This is a genomic window from Xanthomonas campestris pv. phormiicola, from assembly GCA_025666215.1.
Taxonomy (GTDB): Bacteria; Pseudomonadota; Gammaproteobacteria; order Xanthomonadales; family Xanthomonadaceae; genus Xanthomonas_A; species Xanthomonas_A campestris_A.
The window spans coordinates 1,194,622-1,218,602 of sequence record CP102593.1; the positions used below are offsets into that span (position 1 = coordinate 1,194,622).

General features: G+C 70.0%; 22 protein-coding genes. 12 read left to right on the forward strand and 10 right to left on the reverse strand.

Annotated features, from left to right (window positions below):
• Positions 1-10: 10 nt before the first annotated feature.
• Genes NRY95_04875 through NRY95_04885 form a run of 3 tightly spaced genes read right to left on the reverse strand, consistent with a single transcriptional unit; the run spans position 11 to position 1,559 of the window.
• Positions 11-844, reverse strand: coding sequence for an MBL fold metallo-hydrolase (locus NRY95_04875; protein UYC17301.1), 834 nt, complete (start codon positions 842-844; stop codon positions 11-13).
• Entirely contained in the window at positions 841-1,191 is a 351-nt protein-coding gene (locus tag NRY95_04880) for a metalloregulator ArsR/SmtB family transcription factor (protein UYC17302.1), read from the reverse strand. Before NRY95_04880 ends, NRY95_04875 begins: the two co-directional genes overlap by 4 nt.
• A 5-nt stretch (positions 1,192-1,196) precedes the next feature.
• Positions 1,197-1,559, reverse strand: coding sequence for a rhodanese-like domain-containing protein (locus NRY95_04885; protein ID UYC17303.1), 363 nt, complete (start codon positions 1,557-1,559; stop codon positions 1,197-1,199).
• A 136-nt stretch (positions 1,560-1,695) separates the two neighbouring features.
• Between NRY95_04885 and NRY95_04890 the strand changes: the two genes are divergently transcribed.
• From NRY95_04890 to trxC, 4 genes are all read left to right on the forward strand, one after another.
• The gene (locus tag NRY95_04890) at positions 1,696-2,778 is read left to right on the forward strand and encodes an efflux RND transporter periplasmic adaptor subunit (protein UYC17304.1); all 1,083 of its coding nucleotides are present in this window, start codon (positions 1,696-1,698) and stop codon (positions 2,776-2,778) included.
• A gap of 1 nt (position 2,779) precedes the next feature.
• Positions 2,780-5,998 carry an efflux RND transporter permease subunit gene (locus tag NRY95_04895; GenBank protein ID UYC17305.1) on the forward strand — a complete coding sequence of 1,073 codons (3,219 nt, stop codon included), beginning with the start codon at positions 2,780-2,782 and terminating at the stop codon, positions 5,996-5,998.
• Between the two features lie 253 nt (positions 5,999-6,251).
• Positions 6,252-6,578 carry an OsmC family protein gene (locus tag NRY95_04900; GenBank protein ID UYC17306.1) on the forward strand — a complete coding sequence of 109 codons (327 nt, stop codon included), beginning with the start codon at positions 6,252-6,254 and terminating at the stop codon, positions 6,576-6,578.
• Positions 6,575-7,012 (forward strand): thioredoxin TrxC, encoded by a 438-nt coding sequence (trxC, locus tag NRY95_04905; protein UYC17307.1) that lies wholly within the window; start codon positions 6,575-6,577, stop codon positions 7,010-7,012. Before NRY95_04900 ends, trxC begins: the two co-directional genes overlap by 4 nt.
• A gap of 126 nt (positions 7,013-7,138) precedes the next feature.
• On the opposite strand, the gene NRY95_04910 is transcribed toward trxC, so the two are convergent.
• The 3 genes from NRY95_04910 to NRY95_04920 form a co-directional block, all read right to left on the reverse strand.
• Positions 7,139-7,951, reverse strand: coding sequence for a S1/P1 nuclease (locus NRY95_04910; GenBank protein ID UYC17308.1), 813 nt, complete (start codon positions 7,949-7,951; stop codon positions 7,139-7,141).
• Positions 7,952-8,057: 106 nt separating this feature from the next.
• A complete protein-coding gene (locus NRY95_04915) occupies positions 8,058-8,678 on the reverse strand; it encodes an outer membrane beta-barrel protein (protein UYC17309.1) in 621 nt (206 codons plus the stop codon).
• A gap of 116 nt (positions 8,679-8,794) precedes the next feature.
• The gene (locus NRY95_04920) at positions 8,795-9,424 is read right to left on the reverse strand and encodes an outer membrane beta-barrel protein (GenBank protein UYC17310.1); all 630 of its coding nucleotides are present in this window, start codon (positions 9,422-9,424) and stop codon (positions 8,795-8,797) included.
• Positions 9,425-9,593: 169 nt separating this feature from the next.
• Here NRY95_04920 and gap point away from each other — a divergent pair, with 169 nt between their 5' ends.
• Positions 9,594-10,595, forward strand: coding sequence for a type I glyceraldehyde-3-phosphate dehydrogenase (gene gap, locus NRY95_04925; GenBank protein UYC17311.1), 1,002 nt, complete (start codon positions 9,594-9,596; stop codon positions 10,593-10,595).
• 74 nt (positions 10,596-10,669) lie between these two features.
• On the opposite strand, the gene NRY95_04930 is transcribed toward gap, so the two are convergent.
• Together NRY95_04930 and NRY95_04935 are read right to left on the reverse strand one after the other, a co-directional pair.
• Positions 10,670-11,128: a hypothetical protein gene (locus NRY95_04930; protein ID UYC17312.1), complete on the reverse strand. Its 459-nt coding sequence runs from the start codon at positions 11,126-11,128 to the stop codon at positions 10,670-10,672.
• A 51-nt stretch (positions 11,129-11,179) separates the two neighbouring features.
• Positions 11,180-11,665 carry a hypothetical protein gene (locus tag NRY95_04935; GenBank protein UYC17313.1) on the reverse strand — a complete coding sequence of 162 codons (486 nt, stop codon included), beginning with the start codon at positions 11,663-11,665 and terminating at the stop codon, positions 11,180-11,182.
• A gap of 302 nt (positions 11,666-11,967) precedes the next feature.
• Here NRY95_04935 and NRY95_04940 point away from each other — a divergent pair, with 302 nt between their 5' ends.
• Positions 11,968-12,393 (forward strand): hypothetical protein, encoded by a 426-nt coding sequence (locus NRY95_04940; GenBank protein UYC18506.1) that lies wholly within the window; start codon positions 11,968-11,970, stop codon positions 12,391-12,393.
• Positions 12,394-12,470: 77 nt separating this feature from the next.
• Here NRY95_04940 and NRY95_04945 read toward each other — a convergent pair whose 3' ends face one another.
• On the reverse strand, positions 12,471-13,547 hold the full coding sequence (locus tag NRY95_04945; protein ID UYC17314.1) for a cache domain-containing protein: 1,077 nt from the start codon (positions 13,545-13,547) through the stop codon (positions 12,471-12,473).
• A gap of 240 nt (positions 13,548-13,787) precedes the next feature.
• Here NRY95_04945 and NRY95_04950 point away from each other — a divergent pair, with 240 nt between their 5' ends.
• From NRY95_04950 to NRY95_04975, 6 genes are all read left to right on the forward strand, one after another.
• Complete coding sequence (locus tag NRY95_04950) at positions 13,788-16,499, forward strand: DUF2339 domain-containing protein (protein ID UYC17315.1); 2,712 nt, start codon at positions 13,788-13,790, stop codon at positions 16,497-16,499.
• Positions 16,496-17,860, forward strand: a complete 1,365-nt coding sequence (locus NRY95_04955) for a DUF3999 domain-containing protein (GenBank protein ID UYC17316.1) — start codon at positions 16,496-16,498, stop codon at positions 17,858-17,860. The genes NRY95_04950 and NRY95_04955 overlap by 4 nt, the downstream gene beginning before the upstream one ends.
• 269 nt (positions 17,861-18,129) lie before the next feature.
• Complete coding sequence (locus NRY95_04960) at positions 18,130-19,308, forward strand: phosphoglycerate kinase (protein UYC17317.1); 1,179 nt, start codon at positions 18,130-18,132, stop codon at positions 19,306-19,308.
• Positions 19,305-19,946: an HAD-IA family hydrolase gene (locus tag NRY95_04965; GenBank protein ID UYC17318.1), complete on the forward strand. Its 642-nt coding sequence runs from the start codon at positions 19,305-19,307 to the stop codon at positions 19,944-19,946. Before NRY95_04960 ends, NRY95_04965 begins: the two co-directional genes overlap by 4 nt.
• A gap of 379 nt (positions 19,947-20,325) precedes the next feature.
• Positions 20,326-21,792: a pyruvate kinase gene (gene pyk / locus NRY95_04970; GenBank protein UYC17319.1), complete on the forward strand. Its 1,467-nt coding sequence runs from the start codon at positions 20,326-20,328 to the stop codon at positions 21,790-21,792.
• A 222-nt stretch (positions 21,793-22,014) separates the two neighbouring features.
• On the forward strand, positions 22,015-23,019 hold the full coding sequence (locus NRY95_04975) for a fructose-bisphosphate aldolase class I (GenBank protein ID UYC17320.1): 1,005 nt from the start codon (positions 22,015-22,017) through the stop codon (positions 23,017-23,019).
• Between the two features lie 181 nt (positions 23,020-23,200).
• On the opposite strand, the gene NRY95_04980 is transcribed toward NRY95_04975, so the two are convergent.
• Positions 23,201-23,884: a response regulator transcription factor gene (locus NRY95_04980; protein ID UYC17321.1), complete on the reverse strand. Its 684-nt coding sequence runs from the start codon at positions 23,882-23,884 to the stop codon at positions 23,201-23,203.
• Positions 23,885-23,981 lie beyond the last annotated feature (97 nt).

The following is a 23,981-nucleotide window of genomic DNA, read 5'->3' on the forward strand; positions in this document are numbered from 1 at the left end:
CCTACCGCCTTCACCGCGGCGCGGCGTGCAGGTCGTCGGTGCGGCCTGCCTGGATGTTGGCGCGCACCGACGGCTGCATCAGCCGCGGCTGCGCCAGTGTCGCGTCGCGCGCCTGCCGCAACGCGACGAACTCGGCTTCGCCGACGCCGTCGCGCACGTGGATGTTGCCGCGGCGCTGCGCGCCGATGCTGGTTTCGCAGGCCACCGCGCGGCCGCCGGCGCCGTAGTCGTGGCAGACGAACACGCGGGTGGAGTCGGGCAGCGCGTACAGCCGCTGGATCGAGCGGAACAGCGTCGCCGCGTCGCCGCCGGGGAAATCGCAGCGTGCGGTGCCGCTGTCGGGCATGAACAGCGAATCGCCGGGGAACAGCGCATCGCCGATCAGGTAGGCGATGCTGTCGTCGGTATGTCCGGGCACTGCGATCACCTGCGCTTGCACAGCGCCGATCGCGAAACGCTCGCCGTCGGCGAACAGGTGGTCGAAACCGCAGCGCGTGTCGTCGGGCTCCGCGGCCAGGCCGAACTGCGGCGCGAAGCGCGCGCGCACGCGGCAGATGCCGGCGCCGATCGCCAGCGCGGCGTGCGGCCAGCGCTGCTTGAACCACTGCGCCGCCGAGACATGGTCGGCGTGGGCGTGGGTTTCCAGGATCCAGCGCAGTTGCAGGCCGCGCGCGGACAGCAGTTGCGCCAGGCCTTGCACCGGCGCGTCGCGCAGCGTGGCGGTGTCCGCATCGAAGTCCAGCACCGGGTCGATCACCGCGGCGTCGCGGCCGTCTTCGACCAGATAGCTCCAGGTGCCGGACCCGGCGTGATGGAAGGGGTGGATGTGCGGGACGTGGCTCATGGGCCTGTCTTGTCGGGAGAGGAAGGGCCTGCGCTGCAGTAGATGCCGTGCAAGGTATCGAGGATGCGTTGCGCCGGGCCGGGGACCAGCGAATAGTAGATGGTCTGCCCGTCGCGGCGGGTCTGCACCAGGCCGTCCTCGCGCAGCAGCGCCAGGTGCTGCGACAGCGCCGATTGGCTCAGGTCCAGGCGCGTGTTGAGCTCGCCCACCGACTGTTCGCGGTCCACCAGCAGGCACAGCAACAGCAGCCGCTTCTCGTTGCCGAGCGCCTTCAGCAGGCGCGCGGCCTCGCCGGCATGCTCGCGCATCGCCGCAGGATCCAGTGCGGGTGGCAGACGGCGTGGCATCGGACTCAGAAGGCGACCGGCAGGCCGGCGGCGGTCCAGCCGAGGAAGCCGCCGTTCAACGAGCGCACCGCGCTGTAGCCCAGCTGCTGCAGGCTCAGCGCGGCCAGCGTGGAGCGGCCGCCGCTGGCGCAGTACAGCAGGATCGGTTGCTCGCGCCGGGCCAGCGCCGGATCGGTGTCCAGGCGGAATTCGAGGATGCCGCGCGGGATGTTGATCGCGTTGGGTAGGTGGCCGACGGCGAACTCGCCGGGTTCGCGCACATCGATGATCCATTCGCCGGGCAGCGGCGTGGCGGCGGCATCGGTGTCGACTTCGTGGATCTGCGGGCGCGCCCTGTCGACCAGGGCTTGTGCGGAGGAATGGGGCATTGGGGGCTCCGGTGGATAAACGGCAGCCATAATATCAGTTGACTCTAATATAAGAAAACTCTAATTTATCTCGCAGCCAGCGACGGTTCGCTGGCACCGACCGGGTTCCGTCGAACCCTCGTCCTGGAGCCGCTGCGTGAAGCCGTTTGCCCTCTCGATCGCGCTGGCCGCGAGCCTGTCGCTCGCGGCGTGCCGCCATGAATCCCCTTCGGCGGCGCTGCCGCCGCTGCCTGCGCTGCAGACCGACCAGGTGGCGTATGCCGATTCCGCCGCGCGCGCCTGGGACGGCGTGGTCGCTGCGGTGGACCATGCCGACCTGTCGGCGCAGACCGACGGGCGCGTGCGCGAGGTCGCGGTGGACGTCGACGATCGCGTCGTCGCCGGCCAGGTGCTGCTGCGGCTCAGCGCCGTGGAGCAACGCGCCGGCGTGGACAGTGCGCAGGCGCAGTTGCGTTCGGCCGCGGCCAGTGCCGACGAAGCCGAGGCCAGCTACCGCCGCTATGCCGCGTTGGCCGGCGCGCAGTACGTGTCCCGGGCGCAGCTGGATCGGGCGCGGGCCACCCGCGATGCCGCGGTCGCGGCGCGCCAGTCCGCCGCCGCGCAACTGGCGCAGGCGCGCCAGCCGGCCGACTACACGGTGATCCGTGCACCGTTCGCCGGCGTGGTCAGTGCGCGGCGGGTACAGCCGGGCGAAGCGGTGGCGACGGGCCAGGTGCTGCTGTCGCTGTACGCGCCTGGCGCGCAGCGCATCGAAGTGCAGGTGCCGCAGTCCGACGCCGAGGCGATCCGCGCCGCGCCGCACGCGCAGGTGCGCCTGGACGATGGCCGCGCGCTGGCGGTGCAACGGGTGGTGGTGTTCCCCACCGCCGATCCGAACAGCCACAGCGTGACCGTGCGCGTGCCGTTGCCCGCGTTGACGCCGGCGCCGGCGCCGGGCACGACCGCCAAGGTCGCATTCGCGCTGCCTGCCGATGGCACCGACGCAAGCGCGGCCACGCTGTGGATGCCGCGCGCGGCGCTGCTGCAGCGTGGCGAGCTCAGCGCGGCCTATGTGCTGGCCGCCGGCAAACTGAGCCTGCGCCAGTTGCGTGTGGGCCGGCAGGAGCCGCAGCGGGTCGAGGTGCTGGCCGGATTGCAGGCCGGCGAACGCGTGGCGCGCGATCCGGTCGCCGCCGGGCAGGCGCTGGCCGCGCAGCGGCGCGCGCTGGCGGAGCGCTGAGATGGCGGCGCGACTGGGGGTATCCGGACGTCTGGCAGCGGCGTTCCAGGCCAATCCGCTGACCCCGTTGCTGGCGCTGCTGGGCCTGCTGCTGGGCCTGGCCGCAGTGGCGATCACCCCGCGCGAGGAAGAGCCGCAGATCGACGTGACCATGGCCACCGTGTCGGTGGCCTTCGCCGGCGCCGATGCGCGCGAGGTGGAACAACTGCTGAGCACGCCGCTGGAGCAGAAGCTGGCCGAGATCGAAGGGGTCAAGCACGTGTATTCGGTCAGCCGCCCGGGGCAGGCGCTGCTGACCGTCGAGTTCCAGGTCGGGGTGCCGCGCCAGGCGGCGCTGGTGCGGCTGTACAACCAGGTCTATTCGAACCTGGACGCGTTGCCGCAGGGCATGGGCGTGGGCACGCCGCTGATCAAGCCCAAGGGCATCGACGACGTGCCGGTGATGGCGGTGACGTTGTGGAGCGACGATCCGCAGCGCAGCGCGGTGGACCTGGGCGAGGTCGCGCACACCCTGGAAAGCGAACTCAAGCGCATCCCCGGCACGCGCGACATCTACAGCATCGGCGCGCCGCAGCGGGTACTGACGCTGACCCTGGATCCGGCGCGGCTGGCCGCCTACGGCCTGACCGTCTCCGACCTGAGCCAGTCGCTGCAGGCGGCCAATGCGGTGCGCCAGCTCGGCGAGCGCATCGGTGGCGGCCGTGCGGTGCCGGTCGCGGCCGGCACCTTCCTGGCCGATGCCGACACGGTGGCGGCGCTGGTGATCGGCGTGCACGACGGCCAACCGCTGCATCTGCGCGACGTGGCGCAGGTGCGCGCCGGCGCCGATCTGCCGGGCAGCTACGTCTGGTACGGTGCGCCGGCCGCACGCGGCGGTCCGGCGCAGGGCCGCGCGCCGGCGGTGACCCTCGCCATCGCCAAGCAGCCCGGCAGCGATGCCGCCGCGATCACCCGTGCCGTCGCCGCGCGCCTGCAGCAACTGCGCGGCGAGACGATCCCGCAAGGCGTGCACGCCGAGGTGACCCGCGACTACGGCGCCAGCGCCGACGCCAAGGCCGCCAAGCTGATCCACAAGCTGGTGTTCGCGACCGGCTCGGTGGTGTTGCTGGTGCTGTTCGCGCTGGGCTGGCGCGAGGCCAGCGTGGTCGGCAGCGCGGTGGTGCTGACCCTGGCGCTGACCCTGTTCGCGTCGTGGGCGATGGGCTTCACCCTCAACCGGGTCTCGCTGTTCGCGCTGATCTTCTCGATCGGCATCCTGGTCGACGACGCCATCGTGGTGGTGGAGAACATCCACCGGCACATGCGCGCCGGCGGCAAGACCCTGCGCGAAGCGATCCCGCCGGCGGTGGACGAGGTCGGCGGGCCGACCATCCTCGCCACGTTCACGGTGATCGCGGCGCTGATGCCGATGGCCTTCGTCAGCGGCTTGATGGGGCCGTACATGCGGCCGATCCCGATCAACGCCTCGGTCGGCATGCTGCTGTCGCTGGCGGTCGCGCTGATCGTGACCCCGTGGCTGTCGCTGAAGCTGCTGGCGCGGCATGCGCCGGCGGCGGCCGGTGCCGACAGCGCGACGGCGTCCGCATCGCCGCGCCTGCAGCGCTTGTTCTCGCGCTTGCTGCACCCTTTCCTCGCTCCCGAGCGTGGCGCGCGGCGGCGCGGCTGGCTGTTCGCCGGCATCGCCGCATTGCTGCTGCTGGCGGTGTCGCTGGTCGGGCTGCAATGGGTGGTGATGAAGATGCTGCCGTTCGACGACAAGTCTGAATTGCAGATCGTGGTCGATCTGCCCGAGGGCAGCACCCTGCAGGACACCGATGCGCTGCTGGCCGAGCTGTCCGGCGTGCTCGACCGCACGCCCGACGTGCACGACTACCAGGGCTATGCCGGCACCTCGGCGCCGGTCAATTTCAACGGCCTGGTGCGCCAGTACTACCTGCGCAGCGGCAACAACGTCGGCGACCTGCAGGTGAACCTGGTCGACAAACACCTGCGCACGCGGCACAGCCACGCCATCGCGCGCGCGCTGCGCCCGGAATTGGCGGCGATCGCGCGCCGCCACGGCGCGGCGCTGAAGGTGGTGGAGGTGCCGCCGGGCCCGCCGGTGCTGGCGCCGCTGGTGGCCGAGGTGTACGGGCCGGACTACGCGCGCAGCCGCCAGCTGGGCCTGGCCCTGGAGCGGCGTTTCCTGCGCACGCCGAACGTGGTCGACGTGGATACCAGCGTGGAAAGCGCCGCAACGCGCGAGGTGATCGTGGTCGATCGGGTGCGTGCGGCGCGGCTGGGCGTGACCCAGTCGGCGATCGCCGATGCGCTGGCGGCGTCTGTGCAGGGCGTGGATGCGACCTGGCTGCACGATGGCGCCTCCAAGTACCCGCAACCGGTGCGGCTGCGCCTGGCCGCGGCCGACCAGGCCGGCGTCGCGCGCATGCTGGCGCTGCAGGTGCGCGGCGGCGACGGCCAGCTGGTGCCGTTGTCGGAGCTGGTCGCGGTGCAGCGGCTGCCCTGGGACGGTGCGATCTCGCACAAGGATCTGCGGCCGGTGGTGTACGTCACCGGCGACGAGGCCGGGCGCCTGGACAGCCCGCTGTACGGCATGTTCGACCTGGTCGGGCAGCTGCGCCGACAGCGCGTCGGCGGGCAGGCCGTGGCGCAGTCTTTCATCGCGCAACCGCTCGATAGCGGCGACTTCGCGGTCAAGTGGGACGGCGAATGGCAGATCACCTACGAGACCTTTCGCGACATGGGCATCGCCTACGCGGTCGGCCTGCTGCTGATCTATCTGCTGGTGGTGGCGCAGTTCCGCAGCTATCTGGTGCCGCTGGTGATCATGGCGCCGATCCCGTTGACGGTGATCGGGGTGCTGCCGGGGCACGCGCTGCTCGGCGCCCAGTTCACCGCGACCAGCATGATCGGCATGATCGCGCTGGCCGGCATCATCGTGCGCAACTCGATCCTGCTGGTGGACTTCATCGGCCAGGCGCTGGCGCAGGGCCGCAGCGCCGAGCAGGCGGTGGTGGAGGCCTGCGCGGTGCGCGCGCCGCCGATCGTGCTGACCGGGCTGGCGGCGATGCTCGGCGCCTTCTTCATCCTCGACGATCCGATCTTCAACGGCCTGGCGGTGGCGCTGATCTTCGGCATCCTGATCAGTACCGCACTGACCCTGCTGGTGATCCCGCTGCTGTACTACCCGTTGGCGCGCCGCGCCGCCAAGGTGGCGTGAGCGAGATGCGCATGTGCGTCCACGCGGTCTTTGCGGCGCCGGCGTAGAGTCGGCATTCCCCCCTGTCTGCGTCACTGGAGACCTGCATGAGGAGTTCTGCATGAGCATCGGCGATCCGATCCGCGTCACCCTCGAACAGTAGGCGGATTTCGCGTTCCGCATCCAGTTCGACGAAACCGATCTGGCGCCGTGGCTGGGCGACGAGACCGCGCCGCTGGGCCACGAGCGCGGGCCCAATCCCTCGCGGATTCTATTGGCGAGCATCGCCAACTGCCTGGCCGCCAGCCTGCTGTTCGCGCTGCGCAAGTTCAAGAACGATCCGGTCGGGGTGGTCGCGCACATCACCGCCACACCGATGCGCAACGCGGACGGCTTCTGGCGCATTCCGCAGGCGTCGGTGGAGCTGCAGTTGCCCGACGGCAACCAGGACTACGCGCAGCTGCAGCGCATCCTCGACCAGTTCGAACAGTTCTGCGTGGTCACCCAGAGCGTGCGCCAGGGCATCGATGTGCAGGTCACGGTCAAGGACGCGCAGGGCAATGTGCTGCTCGGCGACAAGAGCATCGAGGCCGGCGCGTGAGCGATCCGCTGCACATCGCCTGCCCGCACTGCCAGGCGCTGAACCGGGTGCCGGGCGAACGCCTGGCGGCGGCGCCGCAATGCGGGCGTTGCCACCGTGCGCTGTTCGTCGGCGCGCCGGTCGCGTTGACCGCGGACACCTTCGCCGCCCATGCCGAGCGCAGCGACATTTCGCTGCTGGTGGACTTCTGGGCGCCGTGGTGCGGCCCGTGCCGGACCATGGCACCGCAGTTCGAGGCGGCCGCCGCGCAACTGGAACCGCGCATGCGCCTGGGCAAGCTGGACACCGAGGCGCAGCCGGCGCTGGCGGGGCGCTTCGGCATCCGCAGCATTCCGACCCTGGCCCTGTTGCGGCATGGCCGCGAACTGGCGCGGCACAGCGGTGCGATGGGTGTCGCCGACATCGTGCGCTGGGCGCGGACGAACGCGGGTTAGCGTCGTTTCCATGGGCAAAACGAATCCGGCCCCGAATCCTGTAGGGGCCGCTTCAGCCGCGACAGGATCTATCGGCAATGCCTGCCGCGGCTGAAGCCGCTCCTGCAAAAAAGCAGAAGCCGCGCGCTACTTCCCCAGCGCAGCGTTCAACGTCGCCGCCAGGTCCGCGCCGGCCTGGCGCAGTTGCGCCTCGGCGACCGGGCGCCAGGTCGCCACGTAGTCGGCCGGCAGCTTGGCGCCGGGCGGGTAGAAACCCGGGCGCAGCATGATCCGGCACGAGGCTTCGGCCCAGGCCGCGGCCGGCGGCGGCAGCGCGCTGCCGGCCGGCGAGGGGGCCGGCAGCGGTTGCGCCTGCAGCTGCGCCAGGTAGTGCGCCTCGTCCAGACCGCGGCTGCGCAGCAGGCCGCTGTCCCACAGCGAATGCAGGTTGCTGCCCTTGCCCTCGAACTGGATCTGGAACGTGTTGGCGCCCTTGTCGTGGGCGTAGCCGGCGTGCAGCGGCTGCTGGATGTCGCCGGCGAAATGCACCACGAACTTCAGCGCCTCGGTCCGTGCCGCCTGCGGCTGGCTGCGGTCGGCGAGGATCGCGGCCTGGCGGCGCAGCGCCTCGATCGCGCAGTTGCCGTCGGGACAGTCGCGGGTCTGCTGGTAATGGCATTGGGCTTCGCCGAGGTTGACGTAGTGCCAGGGGCCGGTGCGCTTGCCCATGTCCGGGTTGCTTTCGCGCAACTGGTCGGCCCAGTTGGCGACGCCGGCCAGGGTCGGCTCGGGTTCGCCCTGCAGCAGCAGCTGCACTTGTGCGCGTGCCTGCGGGGTGAGTTGGGTATCGGCGAGATCGGCGACCAGGCGATGGCCCAGCGGGCCCCAGGCGAAGGCGGCGGACGGCGCGGCGGCCAGCGCCGCGGCGAGCGCGGCGGAAACGAACAGAGAGGATTTCATGCGCCGATTCTAGCCGGCGCCGATGACGCTGCCATGGCCGCGGCAACGCGCCGTTGCGCAACCGCTAAGCCTCGCCCGCGCGGGCGAGGCCTGCAGCCGCGGCGGATCAGAAGTAAAGCAGGTAGGCGAGGCCGTAGGTGATGGGATCGAGCTTGGCCTTGCCGAGCTTGCCGCTGTCCACTTCCACATCGCTGCGCATGCTGGTCCAGCGCGCGTCCACGCGCAGCGCGCTGCGCTCGCCGATGGCGAAGTCCACGCCGGCATGCACGGCCGGGCCGACACTGTCCTTGAACTTGACGTCGTCGCGGGAGAACGCGCCCTTGCCGTCGGCGCCCAGGAAGGTGGTGTAGTTGAGGCCGACGCCGACGAACGGGGAGATGTCGCCGTTGCCGTTGAAGTGGTACTGCAGCGAGAGCGTCGGCGACAGCGCCCAGGCGCTGCCGATATCGCCGCCCTGTTCCAGGCCGATCTTCTGCTGCCCGACCAGGGTCTGGATCTCCACGCCGAGGTTGCCGCGGAAGAAGTATTCGTAGCTGAACGAGAGCGCCGGTGCGGTGTCGGCGCTGAAACGCTGCTCGCTGCCGCTCAGGGTGCCGTTGGAGGAGCCGGGCACCATGCCGTGGATGCCGTAGCTGGTGGTGAAGTGGCCGGCCGACTGCGCCGCGGCGGGCAGGGCGATGGCGGCAAGGGCGGCGACGGCGAGACGGCGGAACAGGCGTGGCTTCATTGGGGACCCCGGTGACGGCGAATGGGCGGATGCGAATCCCGGTGTCGGCCCGGCGGCGACCGATCCACATCCTTGTGGAGCGTAGTCTGCCAGAGAAGCGCGGCGCCCGCGCAGCCTCAGAACTTCATCACATAGGCCAGGCCGTACACCAGCGGATCGATGTGCGCGGTGCCCATGCTGGCACCGTCGACCTTGACCTTGCTGTCGATGTCGGCCCAGCGCAGGTCCACCCGCAGCGCCGACTTGTCGGTGAGCGCGACGTCCACGCCGACGTGCGCGGCCAGGCCCCAGGAATCTTCCAGCTTGAGCTTGGTGCCGGCCAGCGCGCCGGTGGTGTCCTCGCTGAAGAAGGTGGTGTAGTTGATGCCGGCGCCGACGAACGGGGACAGCTTGCCGGCGCTGTTGAAGTGGTACTGCAGCGAGACCACCGGCGGCAGCTGCTTGGTGCTGCCGACCTTGCCGACGCCCTTGACGTCGATGTCGTGCTTGAACGGCAGCGCGGCCAGCACCTCGATGCCCAGGTCCTGGTGCACGAAGTATTCGAAGGTGACGGTCGGCTTGATGTCGCTGCCGATGCTCAGCGGCAGGGTGCCGCCGGCCAGCTTGCCGTTGTCGGACTTCGGGTTGACCTGGTGGGCGCCGATGCCCACGGTCCAGTCGCCCTGCGACTGCGCCAGCGCCGGCAAGGCGCACAGCGCGAGGGCGGCCGCCAGGCCGGACAGCAGGAGAGGGGAGGTCTTGCGCATGATGGGCGTCTCGTTTGGGTGTGGGCGCAGTGTCCTGCCGGCGTCGCCGCGCCGCCTTGATCCTGATCAAACGCGTCGACTGCGCGTGCCGGGCGCGATGCGGCCAGCCTGATAGAATGCTGGCCCCCTTCCATCCGCCGCGTCTGGCGCGGCCGCAGGAGCTACTGAAATGGCAATCAAGGTTGGCATCAACGGTTTCGGTCGCATCGGACGCAATGTGCTGCGCTCGGCGGTACAGAATTTCGGCAGCGACATCGAGATCGTCGCCATCAACGACCTGCTCGAGCCCGACTACCTGGCATACATGCTGCAGTACGACTCGGTGCACGGCCGCTTCGACGGCGAGGTGTCGGTCGACGGCAATCACTTAGTGGTCAACGGCAAGAAGATCCGCCTGACCCAGGAGCGCGATCCGGCGGCGCTGAAGTGGGACGAGGTCGGCGCCGAGGTGGTGATCGAATCCACGGGCCTGTTCCTGACCAAGGACACCGCGCAGAAGCACCTCGACGCCGGCGCCAAGAAGGTGATCCTGTCGGCCCCGTCCAAGGACGACACGCCGATGTTCGTGTACGGCGTCAACGACAAGACCTACGCTGGCCAGGCGATTGTCTCCAACGCCAGCTGCACCACCAACTGCCTGGCGCCGCTGGCCAAGGTGATCAACGACAAGTGGGGCATCAAGCGCGGCCTGATGACCACCGTGCACGCCGCCACCGCCACGCAGAAGACCGTGGACGGCCCCAGCAACAAGGACTGGCGCGGCGGCCGCGGCATCCTGGAGAACATCATTCCGTCCAGCACCGGCGCAGCCAAGGCCGTCGGCGTGGTGATCCCGGAGTTGAACAAGAAGCTGACCGGAATGAGCTTCCGCGTGCCAACCTCGGACGTGTCAGTGGTCGACCTGACCGTGGAACTGGAAAAGCCGGCCACCTACGCCGAGATCTGCGCCGAAGTGAAGGCGCAGAGCGAAGGCGCGCTGAAGGGCATCCTCGGCTACACCGAGGACAAGGTGGTGGCCACCGACTTCCGTGGCGACGCGCGCACCTCGATCTTCGACGCCGACGCCGGCATCGCCCTGGACAGCACCTTCGTCAAGCTGGTGTCCTGGTACGACAACGAGTGGGGCTATTCCAACAAGTGCCTGGAAATGGTCAAGGTGGTGGCGAAGTAAGCCGCCGCGCCGCCCACAAAAAAAGCGCCCTCGGGCGCTTTTTTTATGCTTGCCGGGTGGCGCCGGCGCTGCGATCACTCGGCTTCGATGCGCATGTCCTCGCCGCTGCCGGTGACCTTGACCCGGCTGCCGACCGCCAGCCCGGCCACTTCGGCGCTGGGCTTGGACACCACCGTCTGCGACTTGTTGTCGAAGCGGATCTTCACCATGTAGTGCGCGGCCGGGCCGTTGCCGGCGATCTTGGCGCCCACGGTTTCGCCGGCGGCGGTGCCGGCCGCTGCCGCGGTGACGACGCCGGTCGAACTTTTGCTCTTGAGGCCCAGGAAGCCGCCTGCCAGGCCGCCGAGGTTGGCGGCCGCCTTGGTGATGGTCTTGGTCCTTTCCGGCACGTCGGTGTTCTTGTTCTCGATTGGCTCCAGCGCCAGGATCTCGCCGTGGCGCGGACCGGCGGCCAGCGCCGGCACGGCCAGCGCCAGCAGCGTCAATGCGATCGCCGACCAGGCGAGACGGGCGAGTGAATTCTTTGCGCTCATCGGATGTTCCCCTGTTTTGTACGAATCGAAAGCCGGCAACAAGCGCGGCGACTATTTCTTCTTCTTCGGCCGGCCCCAGCTGCGGATATACGGCTGGCACTTGCTGCCGGCGAAATCGTAGCGGGTGATGATGCCTTCGGCATCGGCGACGAAGGTGATCTCGCAGTGGTGCTCGGCCGGCACGAAAGTGGTCTGGCTGTGCTCGTTCTGCTCGAAGATCGGGGTGGGCGCGACGCCGTTGCCGCCGCCGACCATGCCGACCACCCCACCCTGCGTAGTCCAATAGTCGGTGCGGTAGTGCGCTTCGGTGCCGAAGTTGTAGGTGTAGGCGGTTTCGTGGGTCTGCGTGTTTTCCGCGGTGTACAGGCCGCGGTCCACCGGCCACTGCATCATCAGTTCGCTGGCGTCGTGGCCGAGCCAGCTGCGGGCGATGTCTTCGGGACTGCCGAACATGTCGGCCGATGCCAGCGGCGCGGCGCCAAGCAGCGCCAGGGCGCACAGCGCGCGCAGCACATGGGAGCGAAGCTGAGTGGGCATTGCGGTACGTCCTTGCGGTGGGGCGGCGACGCCGGATCCATGCGTTGCACGGTAGAGTCCCGTGCCGCGCTGGCGCGATTTCTACCATGCCCGACGGGCGCCGGCAAGGGCTGCGTCGGGCATGCCGCCATGCCGTTCGGGCGTGGACATCGGCGGCCACGCGTGCACTAATGCGACACCGGCCAGCGGATGTTCCCGCGCTGGCATGACAGGCGATGGACAGGGGGCACTCAATGGATGCAAGGAGCGAAAAGATGCAGATCAAGCATGTATGGACGGGAGCCCTGGTGCTGGCCGTGGCGATGGCGGCCGCGCTGCCGATGCAGGCGCTGGCGAAGAAGCAGAGCGGCACGCCGAGCTGGATGAACGCCGATGGCGAAGTCACCAATTCCTCGCAGGTCGAGGCCGGCTACGGCGAGACCGTCAAGGGCGTCAACGATTACGAAGGCGAGATCACCGGCAAGCCGGCACCCGGCAGCAAGTTCACCCAGCTCAAGATCGGCATGCCGATGAAGCAGGTGACCGACCTGATCGGCGAACCCACCGACCAGGGGTCCTACGTGACCGGCAAGGCCTTCATTCCGTTCTTCTACGGCGGCGACCGCTACCGCTACGAACTGGCCTACAAGGGCCAGGGCCGCCTGGTGTTCGCCGGCAAGTCGATGGGCAGCGGCGGCAACCTGATCTGGATCATCCACAACAAGAACGACAGCGGCTACCGCGAATAAGCGCTGGCCGAGCAGAGCCCGGGCCGCGTCGCGCGCCCGGGCTTTTTTGTGGCTGCATGCCGGCCATGCGCCGGCCGCTACAGCGCCTGCAAAATCAGCGAATGCCAGCCGGTGCGGTAGGTTTCGTAGCCGGGCGAGGCCGCATGCGCGATGCAGTGCGGGCGTCCGTCGAGATCGCCCAGCAGCGCGCCGCGCGGTTGCTTGAACAACGCGTCGCGGCCGGGGAATTCGATCCGCTCCTGCAGCATGCGCCCGGCCGAATCGGCCAGCACCTGGCCGCGTTGGTCGACGATGCACACCCGGCTGCGGCCCCATTCCTGCTCCGACAGCGGCGTGCGTTGCACCACCGTCTGCGCCAGCGCGTCCCAGCGGAACACGATGCCGAGCACGCCCAGCACGCGCCCGTCGACGCGGCCGCCGTCGCGCACCGTGCACGAGTACACCAGCACGCGTTCGCCGTCGGCCAGGGCGCTGGCGTGCACGTCCTGGAAGCCGAATTCCTCGCCGCTGCGGGTACGCGTGGCGTCTTCGAACCAGGCCTGCGCGGAGACGTCGCTGCCGGCCGAGGCGTACTGCTGCGGCCGGCCGTTGGCGAGGATGCGGCCGTCGGTACCGGCCAGCACCAGGTCGAAGTACACGGTGTACGAATCCAGGATCTGGCCCATGCGCCGCGACGCGTAGGCGAGTTCGTCGCCGCCGCGGCCAGGGCGCGCGGCGGCGACGATGGCCGCGTCGGTCGCCCACCAGCGCACGTCGCAGCTGCGTTCGTAGAGGTTGCGGTCGATCAGGTCGATGTTGCTCAGCGCCAGTTCGCTCAGGCGCGTGCGGCGCACGTCGTCCTCCAGCCGCTGCAAGGTGTGGCGCATGTCGGCGCTGGTGCCGGCGGCGACCTTGTCCAGATCCTGGGTGGCATCGGCCACGCGCCGCGACAGCACGTCCATTTCCTGCGCGATGACGCTGAAGCCGCGTCCGGCCTGGCCGATCCGGGCCGATTCGATGCGTGCATTCATCGAGATCACGTGGGTGGTGCGGTTGATCTCGTCGATGCGCTGCAACGAACCGCGCAGCTGTCCGAGCAGTTGGTCGGACAGGCCGACCACGGAACGGATATGGTCGTCGATGCCTGCTTCGGTGGGTTGGGCTGGCAGGTTCATTGGTGCTGTCGGTGGGAGGGGAGGGAACAGCGGACGCAACGTGGGATAAGGGGGGTAACGGCCGCAAATGCATCGGCTTTAGCGCCGATTCTGGCGGCTCCATTCGCTGCGATGCGTTGCCGCGCCTGGCTTGCGCCGCCGCCGGCGCGGCCGAACTCGTCTACCATCTGCCCCAGGACCGGCGCCGCCGGACCATTGGTACGCCGCCCAGCGCCGTGCCGGCTTGGGCATGGAGTCCGGATGGAAGGGTTGATCGTGTTGGTGGTGGTGGCGGTATTGGCGGTGCCGATCCTGATGATCGTGATGCTGGTGGCCCTGGCAGGCGTGCGCCGGCGCGTGGCGGCGCTGGAACTGCAGCTGGCGCAACTGCATGGCGCCGCGCCGCAGGCGGTGTCCACCGCGGCCCGATTCGACGCGGCCGGCGAGGTCGATGACACCGATGCCGACTTCGAGAACGATGGCGAGCGCGATGCGCGGTTCGCCGACGGCGGTGTTGCCGAGGAACGTCCGTCCGCCGTGGCCGCCTTTGTCGCTTCGGTAGCGCCCACGCCGCCGCCGCTTCCGCCACCGTTCCTCGCGCCGAGCGCCATGGCGAACGCGGCAGCGGATCCCGTCGCCGCGCCACTGCCGCCGGCACCGCGCGGTCCGGATCCGATCGAGCGGCTGCTGGCCGGCACCAAGCGCTGGTTCACCGAAGGCAACGTGCCGGTCAAGATCGGCATGCTGGTGCTGCTGGCCGGCGTCGCCGCGCTGCTGAAATACGCCGGCGACCAGGGCTGGCTGCGCATGCCGATCCAGCTGCGCTATGCCGGCATCGCCGCAACTGCGCTGGCGGGCCTGGGCTTCGGCTGGCGCCAGCGCGAACGCAAGCGCAGCTTCGCGCTGGCGTTGCAGGGCGGCGCGATCGGTGTGTTGCTGCTGACGGTGTTCGCCGCGTTCAAGCTGTCCGGGCTGATTCCGGCCAGCGCCGCGTTCGCGCTGAGCATCGTGCTGGTGGCCAGCATGTGCGTGCTGGCGGTCGTGCAGGAATCGCGCACGCTGGCGGTATTGGCCACGCTGGCCGGGTTCCTGGCGCCGATCTGGCTGTCCACCGGCAGCGGCAACCATGTCGGGCTGTTCTCCTATTACGCGGTGTTGAACGCGGCGGTGTTCGCGATCGCCTGGTATCGGCCGTGGCGGGTGCTCAACCTGCTCGGGTTCGGCTTCACCTTCGGCATCGGCACGCTATGGGGCGTGCTGCAGTACCAGCCGGCGAAGTTCGCCAGCACCGAGCCGTTCCTGCTGCTGTTCTTCGCCTTCTATCTGCTGATCCCGATCCTGTACGCGCGGCGCCAGCCGGCCACGCGCGGCAACCTGATCGACGGCAGCCTGGTGTTCGGCACGCCGCTGGTGGCGTTCTCGCTGCAGGCCGGGTTGCTGCGCGGCGAAGGCCTGCCGCTGGCGCTGTGCGCGCTGGGCCTGGCGGCGGTGTATGCGCTGCTGGCCGCGGCGCTGATCCGGCGCGAACGCTTCGCGGTGCTCGGCCAGGCCTATGCGCTGCTGGCGGTGGGCTTCGCCACGCTGGCGGTGCCGCTGGCGCTGTCCGCGCGCGCCACCGCCAGCATCTTCGCGCTGGAAGGCGCGGCGCTGGTGTGGCTGGGACTGCGCCAGCAGCGCTGGCTGCCGCAGTTCACCGGCGCCGGCCTGCAATTGGCCGCGGCGATCGGCTTCGTGCTGGGGCTGGACATGGCCTGGCACGACGCCCAGGCGGTGGCCAATGCCACCTTCATGAGCGGTGCGCTGCTGGCCCTGGCCGGCCTCGCCAGCGCCTGGAGCTATCGCCGTGCCGGCGCCGACACCCCGGCCTTGGCTTATTACCTGTGGGGCCTGGCGTGGTGGTGCGGCATTTGCATTGCCGAGATCGAACGCTTCGTCGCGGCCGCGGCGCAGGCCGACCTGCTGCTGGCGTTTGTCGCGCTCAGCGGCTGGCTGGCCGCCGAGGCGCAGCGCCGCTGGCCGGCGCGCGCGCTGGCCGCGACCACGCTCGGCGGGCTGCTGCTCGCGTTGCCGCTGGCGGTGCTGCAGGCGGACGCGCACGGCCAGCCGTTCGCCGGGCATGGCGCCTGGGCCTGGACCCTGTTCGCGGTGCTCGGCGTGCGCAGCCTGATCTGCCTGCGCGGCAGCGGCGGCTGGGTGGCGCGGGCGGCGCAATTCGCCTGGTGGCTGGTGTGGCCGTCGGTGCTGTCCTTGCTCGGCCTCTGGCTGGCGCAGCGCTTCGCCCTGGCCGAGGGCTGGCAGTGGGCGTTGCTGCTGGCGCCATGGCTGGCCGCGGCGGCGTTGTCGTTGCTGCGCTGGCCGTGGCTGGCCGCGCCGCTGGGGGCGGACTTCGACCGCTGCCGCACGGCGCTGCAGGGCAGCTATTTCGGCCTGCTCGGCCTGGCCTGGCTGTGGACGCTGTGCGTGCCCGGCGCCAGCGCGCCGCTGCCGTGGGTGCCGCTGCTCAATCCGCTGGAACTGAGCCAGTTGCTGGCGGTGGCGCTGGCCGCGCGCTGGCTGTGGTCGGCGACCGCGCCGGCGCTGCTGCGCACCCAGCGCCTGCAACTGCTGGCCGCTACCGGATTCCTGTGGATCACCAGCGTGACCCTGCATGCGGTGCATTACTGGGCGCCGGTGCCGTGGGCGTCGCTGTTGTCCGCCGGTGTGGCGCAGACCAGTCTGACCGTGGTGTGGAGCGTGCTCGGCGTGCTCGGCTGGGTGCTCGGCTCGCGCCGCGGCCAGCGCGGCCTGTGGCTGGCCGGCGCGCTGCTGATGGCGGTGGTGCTGGGCAAGCTGCTGCTGGTGGATCGCGGCAACCTCGGCAATGTCGCCGGCATCGCCTCGTTCATCGCCTACGGCCTGCTGTGCACCGTGGTCGGCTATTTCGCGCCGGCACCGCCGCGCGCCACCGAACCGGCCGAGGAGGCCCATCCATGAAACGCCTGATCTTTCCGGCAGTACTGCTGGCGCTGCTGCCGGTGGCGGCCTCCGCCGCCAGCCAGCGCGACGACTACGTGCAGCAATGGCCGCTGACCCTGCAGGATCCGGACGCCGGCGCCTACCGCGTGCAGCTCGACGATGCGGTGTACCGCAGCGCCCACCTCGCCTCGCTGGGCGACGTGGAGGTGTTCAACGCGGCCGGCGACCCGCTGCCGGCGGCCCTGTTCGCGGCCGAACTGGCCGAGACCACGCCGCGCCGGCAGCCGCTGCCCTGGTTCCCGCTGCCGGCCGTGGCCGGTGGCGGTGCCGACAACCTGGAACTGATCGCCGAGCGCGATACCGACGGCAGCGTGCGCCGCATCCGCACCCGCATTGCCAGCAGCGCCACGGCCAGTGCCGAAGCGGGGTGGTTGATCGATGCCAGCGCGCTGCGCGAGCCGTTGCGCGCGCTGTCGCTGCAGTGGGCCGCCGATGCGCAGCCGCGGCAGGCGCGCTACCGGGTCGAGGCCAGCGACGATCTGCGCGACTGGGAACTGCTGGTGCCGGAGGCGACCCTGGTCGACCTGGCCAACCAGGGCAAGCGCCTGCAGCAATTGCGCATCGCCATCGATCGCCGGGTGCGCTACCTGCGGCTGCTGCCGTTGTCGTCGCCACCGCTGCCGACACTGACCGGGGTGGACGCCGAACTGGCGCCGGCGCCCGTCGCCGCCGACTGGCATTGGCAGCAACTGGATGCGCTGCACGCCGATCCGGCGCAGCACAGCTTCGACTTCGCATCGCCCGGCCGCTATCCGGTCGCGCAGCTGGACATCGCGCTGCCCGGCAACAGCGCGATCGAATGGCGCGTGCAGAGCCGCGACGACGCCGAAGCGCCGTGGCAGGACCGGGCCGGGCCGTGGGTGGCCTACCAGGTCGGCGCCGGCGCCAGCCGTTCGCCGCCGCAGACGCTGGCGCAGCCGGTGCGCGATCGCTACTGGCGGCTGCTGGCCACGCAGGATCCGGGCAAGCAGCGGCCGGCGCTGCGCCTGGGCTACCAGCCGGAAACGCTGATCTTCCTGGCGCAGGGCGCGCCTCCTTACGCGCTGGCCGCCGGCAGCGCCCGCACCCAGCGCGCGGCCGCGCCGTTGGCGACCACGCTGCAGGCCTTGCGTACGCAACGCGGGCCGCAATGGGAGCCGGCCACCGCCACGCTCGGCGCGGCGGTGCCGCTGGCCGGCGCCGCCGCGCTGCAGGCGCCGGCCGCGCCGCGCGACTGGAAGACCTGGCTGCTGTGGGCGCTGCTGGTCGGCGGCGCGCTGATCGTGGTCGGTTTCGCCTTCAGCCTGTTGCGCAAGCCGGCCGCGCCCGGCGCGGGCTGACCGGCATCGGCCCCGCCCCCCGCCACGCGCCTGTCGCGGCGTGGCGGCCTCGCTGCGCATGTCGCTGCGCCCCAGGCAGCTGCGCTGCGGTGGCGCGCTGCGCGATGTCGCGATTTGCCGCTGCGCGGCCGACGCCGGACAATGCCCGCCTCGGCACCGCCCGCGCGCGCTGGCGCCAGCGTGCCTGAAGCGGCCGTTCCGATCGCCGCGCCCATGCTGCGCGCGGCCTCTTCCTTCCTCAGCAACCCCACGATAGCGAGCAACCGACAATGCCCATCCTGCGAATGACCGATCTCGACCTGTCCGGCAAGCGTGTGCTGATCCGGCAAGACCTCAACGTGCCGATCGACGACAACGGCCAGATCACGTCCGAGCAGCGCATCCTGGCCTCGGTGCCGACGCTGCGCCACGCGCTGGAGCAGGGCGCGGCGGTGATGGTGACCTCGCACCTGGGCCGGCCCAAGGAAGGCGTGTGGACCCAGGCCGATTCGCTGGCGCCGGTCGCCGCGCGGCTGACCGCGCTGCTCGGCACCGAGGTGCCGCTGCTGCGCGATTGGGTCGACGGCGTGGAGGTGCAGCCGGGCCAGATCGTGCTGCTGGAGAATTGCCGCATGAACGTCGGCGAGGGCAAGGACGACGAGGCGCTGGCGCAGAAATATGCGGCGCTGTGCGACGTGTTCGTGATGGATGCGTTCGGCACCGCGCACCGCGCCCAGGCCTCCACCCACGGCGTGATCAGGTTCGCCCCGATCGCGGCCGGCGGCCCGCTGCTGATGGCCGAACTGGACGCGCTGGCCAAGGCGCTGGAGCACCCGGCCAAGCCGCTGCTGGCGATCGTCGCCGGCAGCAAGGTCTCCACCAAGCTGGAGCTGCTGTCGAACCTGGTCAACAAGGTCGAGCAGCTGATCGTCGGCGGCGGCATCGCCAACACCTTCATCGCCGCGGCCGGCCACCCGGTCGGCAAGTCGCTGTGCGAGCCGGACCTGCTCGACACCGCGCGCCAGATCGTCGCCGACGCCAATGCGCGCGGCGCGGCGATCCCGCTGCCCACCGACGTGGTGGTGGCCAAGCAGTTCCTGCCCGATGCCGAGGCGACGGTGAAGGCGCTGGCCGAGGTCGCCGACGACGACCTGATCCTGGACATCGGCCCGCAGACCGCCGCGCACTACGCCGACCTGATCGCCAAGGCCGGCACCGTGGTCTGGAACGGCCCGGTCGGGGTGTTCGAGTTCGACGCGTTCGCGCATGGCACCGAGACCCTGGCGCGCGCCATCGCCGCCTCGCCGGCGTTCTCCATCGCCGGCGGCGGCGACACCCTGGCCGCGGTCGACAAGTACGGCATCGCCGGGCAGGTGAGCTACATCTCCACCGGCGGCGGCGCGTTCCTGGAATTCCTGGAAGGCAAGACCCTGCCGGCGGTGGCGGCGCTGCAGGCGCGCGGCGCGTGAGCGCGAGCACCCTGTTCTTCGACCTGGACGGCACCCTGGTCGATTCGGAGGCCGGCATCGTCGGCAGCATCGTGCACACCTTCGAGCAGCTGCGGCAGCCGCTGCCGCCACCGGGCACGCTGCGCGCCTGGATCGGCCCGCCGCTGCGCGACAGCTTCCAGGAACAGTTCGACGATCCGGCGCTGGTCGAGCAGGCGCTGGCGCTGTACCGGCAGCGCTACGACGTGCAGGGCTGGCGCGAGCACACCGTGTTCCCGGAGATCGGCGCGGCGGTCGCGGCGCTGGCCGCGGCCGGCCATCGCTTCGCGGTGGTGACCTCGAAGAACGAGCGCTTCGCCCGGCGCATCGTCGAGACGCTGCCGTTCGCCGCGCAGTTCGAGGAGATCGTCGGCGCCAGCGACGATGGCCAGCGCCGCTTCAAGCCGGACCTGATCGCCGAGGCCCTGCGGCGGCTGTCGCTGCAGCCGGCGCAGTGCGTGATGATCGGCGACCGGCGCATGGACATCGAAGGCGCCAACCATCACGGCATGCGCAGTATCGGCGTGCTGTGGGGCTTCGGCGACGCAGCGGAGCTGCGCCAGGCCGGCGCCAGCGCGCTGGCGCAGGTGCCGGCGCAGTTGCCGGGTTTGGCAGCTTGACAGCGGGGATTGGGGAGTTGGGATTGGGGATTCGTAAAAGCGGTGCCGCTGCGGCACTCGCGCATTTCCTCCATTCCCGGTTCCAGATGCGATGACCGGCCTGCGTCGCGTGCGCCGGCCGTAGCGCCAGGCCACCGCGTGGCCTGTCTGTCCGGCTGTTGGCGGCTTCGCCCGACAGGGCCGGGAGCAGCGCAAGCGAGCTGAATCCGGGTTGGCCTGGCATGGTGCCCGCGCCGCGGGTCGCGCGCCGCCGAGTCCGCATACTGTCCCGCACTGTCTGCAAGACATGCATGAATCCGCAGCGGCCTATGCCGATTCGCCATCCTGCGATCGCGGTGCCTGTGCTAGTTTTGACGGCTTTTCCAGGGAACGACGTCTCATGATCGAACGCCAGCGCCGCACCAAGATTCTCGCCACCCTCGGCCCGGCCACGGATCCGCCCGGCGTGCTCGAGGACCTGTTCCGCGCCGGCGTCAACGTCGTGCGCCTGAATTTCTCCCACGGCGACCCGTCCGGCCAGGCCAAGCGGGCCGCCGAAGTGCGCGCCGCCGCGCAGCGCGTGGGCAGCGAAGTGGGCATCCTCGCCGACCTGCCGGGCCCGAAGATCCGCATCGAGCGCTTCGCCGCCGGCAAGGTGGCGCTGAAGGCCGGCGCGCGCTTCGACCTGGTTGCCGACGCCAACGCGCCGGCCGGCGACGAAAACGAGGTCGGCGTCAGCTACCTGGGCCTGCCCAACGACGTCAAGCCGGGCGACGTGCTGCTGCTCGACGACGGCCTGCTGCAGCTGCAGGTGGTCGAGGTCGACGGTTCGCGCATCGTCAACACCGTGCTCAACGACGGCGTGCTGTCCGACCGCAAGGGCCTGAACAAGCAGGGCGGCGGCCTGTCGCTGGGCGCGCTGACCGAGCGCGACAAGGAACTGATCGGCATCGTCGCCAAGATCGGCGTGGATTTCATCGCGGTGTCGTTCTGCCGCAACGCGCAGGACATGCACGACGCGCGCCGCATCGCCCGCGAGCACGGCTGCGAGGCCGCGCTGGTGTCCAAGATCGAGCGCACCGAGGCGATCGAGAACCTGAGCGAGATCGTCGAGGCCAGCGACGTGGTGATGGTCGCGCGCGGCGACCTGGGCGTGGAGATCGGCGATGCCGAGCTGCCCGGCCTGCAGAAGAAGATCATTCGCGAGTCGCTGGCGCAGAACAAGGTGGTTATCACCGCCACGCAGATGCTGCAGTCGATGGTCGAGAATCCGATCCCGACCCGCGCCGAGGTGCTGGACGTGGCCAACGCGGTGATCGACGGCACCGACGCGGTGATGCTGTCGGCCGAGACCGCCGCCGGCGCCTACCCGGTCAAGGCGGTGCAGGCGATGGCGCGGATCTGCCTGGGCGCCGAGCGCCAGTTCGAGATGGACACCGACTTCGAGGCCGCGCAGCGCAACCTCGAGCGCGCCGACCAGGCGATCGCGATGGCGACCATGTTCCTGTCCGAGCACATCGGCCTGAGCGGCGTGGTCACCCTGACCGAGTCCGGCGGCACCCCGCGCTTCCTGTCGCGGTTCCGCTCGAAGATGCCGATCTACGCGTTCACCCGCCACGACGGCGCGCGCCGCGGCATGGCGATGATGCGCGGCGTGTTCCCGATCAACTTCGACAGCCGCGGCCTGACCCCGCGCGAAGCGGCGCGCGCGGCGATCCGCCTGCTGGTCGAGGCCGAGCGCATGGGCCCCGGCGACCGCGTGGTGTTCACCAGCGGCGAGCACATGGAAACGCATGGCGCGACCAATACGCTGCGCCTGCTCGAAGTCGGCCCCGACGGCCGCGCCAGCGGCCTGGGCGAGCTGTAGCCGCAGCGCCGCCGCCACGCCGGCCCACGACCGCGCGCCGCGTCTGCAGCGTGCGGTTTTTTTTTGCCTGCCGCTGCGCGGCCGTCCGCTGTCATCGTGCGGCAATGCGCGCGTGGTCGCGTATGCGTCTACCGCGTGGAAACGGTTGCAGGCATTCCGTGAAGGAATGGACGGCATTTGCCGCGATATACTTTCGCTTTCCCCCCGTGCCATAGGAATTCCATGAGCATCGAACAGCTTGCCGAAACCGCACAGGCAATGGTCGCCCCGGGCAAGGGCATCATCGCGATCGACGAATCCACCAGCACGATCGCCAAGCGCTTCGCCAGCGTCGGCATCGAGAATGTCGAAGAGAACCGCCGCGCGTATCGCGAGTTGCTGCTGACCACGCCGAAGCTGGGCGACCACATCTCCGGCGCGATCCTGTACGACGAGACCATCCGCCAGAAGACCAGGGACGGCGTGCCGTTCCCGAAGTACATGGCCGAGCACGGCATCATTCCCGGGATCAAGGTCGACAAGGGCACGCATCCGCTGGCCGGCATGCCGGGCGAGCTGATCACCGAGGGCCTGGACGGCCTGCGCGCGCGCCTGGAGGAGTACTACAAGCTCGGCGCGCGCTTCGCCAAGTGGCGCGCGGTGATCACCATCGGCGAGGACACCCCGTCGGGCGTGTGCATCGAGACCAACGCCCACGCGCTGGCGCGCTATGCGGCGCTGTGCCAGGAGCAGGGCCTGGTGCCGATGGTGGAGCCGGAAGTGCTGATGGACGGCAACCACGACATCGAGACCTGCTACGAAGTCACCGAAGCCACGCTGCGTTCGCTGTTCGGCGCGCTGTACGAGCAGAACGTGGTGCTGGAAGGCACCATCCTGAAGGCCTCGATGGTCATCGCCGGCAAGGACTGCGACGAGCAGGCCAGCGTCGAGGAAGTGGCCGAATCCACCGTGATGTGCCTGAAGAGCACCGTGCCGGCGATCCTGCCGGGCATCGTGTTCCTGTCCGGCGGGCAGACCGACGAGCAGTCCACCGCGCATCTCAATGCGATGAACCAGATCGGCACCCTGCCGTGGCCGCTGAGCTTCTCCTACGGCCGTGCGATGCAGCAGGCCGCGCTGAAGCTGTGGTCGCAGGACATGAAGGGCAACTTCGCCAAGGCGCAGCAGGTGGTCTACGAGCGCGCCAAGGAAAACGGCCTGGCCGCACTGGGCAAGTGGCAGGACTGAGGTCCAGCCACAAGGAATCCACGAACAACGCCGGCATCGCCGGCGTTTTTCGTTCCGCTCCCCTTCTCCCATCGGGACCATGGCCCCTTTTCGGGGGAAGGTGCCCCGAAGGGGCGGATGAGGGTACGGCGGCGTAGCCCCTAATACAGCCTGTTAGCAAACACCACCACAAACCACAAACTCAAGGCTTCAACGTAGCCGGCGCATGAAACCGGTAGCCGCTGTTGCGCAGCGTCTTCACCGGCAACGGCCGCCCGCTGATCTCCTCCACGCGCCGTCGCAACCGGTACATCTGCGTGTCCAGCCGCCGCCGGTCGTAGTCGAGGAAGTTCACCCCCAGCGTCTCGGCGATCTCGCGGTGGCCCACGCTTTCGCCGGCATGGCGCATCAGGCAGCCGAGTACCAGCAGGTCCTGGTGCGAGAGCGGAACCGGCGGCGCATCGGGCACGTTCAGGCGTGCCGCGGCCATCTCCAGGATCCAGCGCGCCGGCGGCGGTTGCAGCGCCAAGCGCCGGCCGAGCGAGGCCAGCGTCGCGGCCAGTTCGTCCAGATCGATGCCCTTGCCCAGGTAGTGGTCGGCTCCGATGTCCAGGCCGGCGATACGCGCGTTGCCGGTATTGTGCGCACTGAACACCACGATGCCCAATCGGTGTCCGGCGTGGCGCAGTTCGCCGATCAACTCCAGGCCGCTGCCGTCGGGCAGGCCCACGTCGATCACCGCCAGCGCATGGCGCAGCGGATCGAATCGCTGCCGAAACTCGCCGATGCTGGACACGCAGGTCGCGATGTAACCGAGATCCTGCAGGAACTCGCCGAGCTCCTCGCGCAGCACCGGTTCGTCTTCCAGCAACATCACCTCGGCCATCGCGGCGGATCCTCGTGCATCGTCGTTTGCTGTAACTTAATCGGTTGGCGATCGTGCGGTATGGCAAATGATGGCGGACTGTCTTCGCTGGCTTGTG

Bases quoted from the DNA above. Each gene is read 5' to 3' on its own strand.
- NRY95_04930 (UYC17312.1), bottom strand. From the start codon at position 11,128: ATGAGCGCAAAGAATTCACTCGCCCGTCTCGCCTGGTCGGCGATCGCA.
- pyk (UYC17319.1), top strand. From the start codon at position 20,326: ATGATCGAACGCCAGCGCCGCACCAAGATTCTCGCCACCCTCGGCCCG.
- NRY95_04910 (UYC17308.1), bottom strand. From the start codon at position 7,951: ATGAAATCCTCTCTGTTCGTTTCCGCCGCGCTCGCCGCGGCGCTGGCC.
- NRY95_04955 (UYC17316.1), top strand. From the start codon at position 16,496: ATGAAACGCCTGATCTTTCCGGCAGTACTGCTGGCGCTGCTGCCGGTG.
- NRY95_04960 (UYC17317.1), top strand. From the start codon at position 18,130: ATGCCCATCCTGCGAATGACCGATCTCGACCTGTCCGGCAAGCGTGTG.
- NRY95_04980 (UYC17321.1), bottom strand. From the start codon at position 23,884: ATGGCCGAGGTGATGTTGCTGGAAGACGAACCGGTGCTGCGCGAGGAG.
- NRY95_04875 (UYC17301.1), bottom strand. From the start codon at position 844: ATGAGCCACGTCCCGCACATCCACCCCTTCCATCACGCCGGGTCCGGC.
- NRY95_04950 (UYC17315.1), top strand. From the start codon at position 13,788: ATGGAAGGGTTGATCGTGTTGGTGGTGGTGGCGGTATTGGCGGTGCCG.
- NRY95_04940 (UYC18506.1), top strand. From the start codon at position 11,968: ATGGCGGCCGCGCTGCCGATGCAGGCGCTGGCGAAGAAGCAGAGCGGC.
- NRY95_04920 (UYC17310.1), bottom strand. From the start codon at position 9,424: ATGCGCAAGACCTCCCCTCTCCTGCTGTCCGGCCTGGCGGCCGCCCTC.
- NRY95_04935 (UYC17313.1), bottom strand. From the start codon at position 11,665: ATGCCCACTCAGCTTCGCTCCCATGTGCTGCGCGCGCTGTGCGCCCTG.
- NRY95_04975 (UYC17320.1), top strand. From the start codon at position 22,015: ATGAGCATCGAACAGCTTGCCGAAACCGCACAGGCAATGGTCGCCCCG.
- NRY95_04945 (UYC17314.1), bottom strand. From the start codon at position 13,547: ATGAACCTGCCAGCCCAACCCACCGAAGCAGGCATCGACGACCATATC.
- NRY95_04895 (UYC17305.1), top strand. From the start codon at position 2,780: ATGGCGGCGCGACTGGGGGTATCCGGACGTCTGGCAGCGGCGTTCCAG.
- NRY95_04880 (UYC17302.1), bottom strand. From the start codon at position 1,191: ATGCCACGCCGTCTGCCACCCGCACTGGATCCTGCGGCGATGCGCGAG.
- NRY95_04915 (UYC17309.1), bottom strand. From the start codon at position 8,678: ATGAAGCCACGCCTGTTCCGCCGTCTCGCCGTCGCCGCCCTTGCCGCC.
- gap (UYC17311.1), top strand. From the start codon at position 9,594: ATGGCAATCAAGGTTGGCATCAACGGTTTCGGTCGCATCGGACGCAAT.
- NRY95_04885 (UYC17303.1), bottom strand. From the start codon at position 1,559: ATGCCCCATTCCTCCGCACAAGCCCTGGTCGACAGGGCGCGCCCGCAG.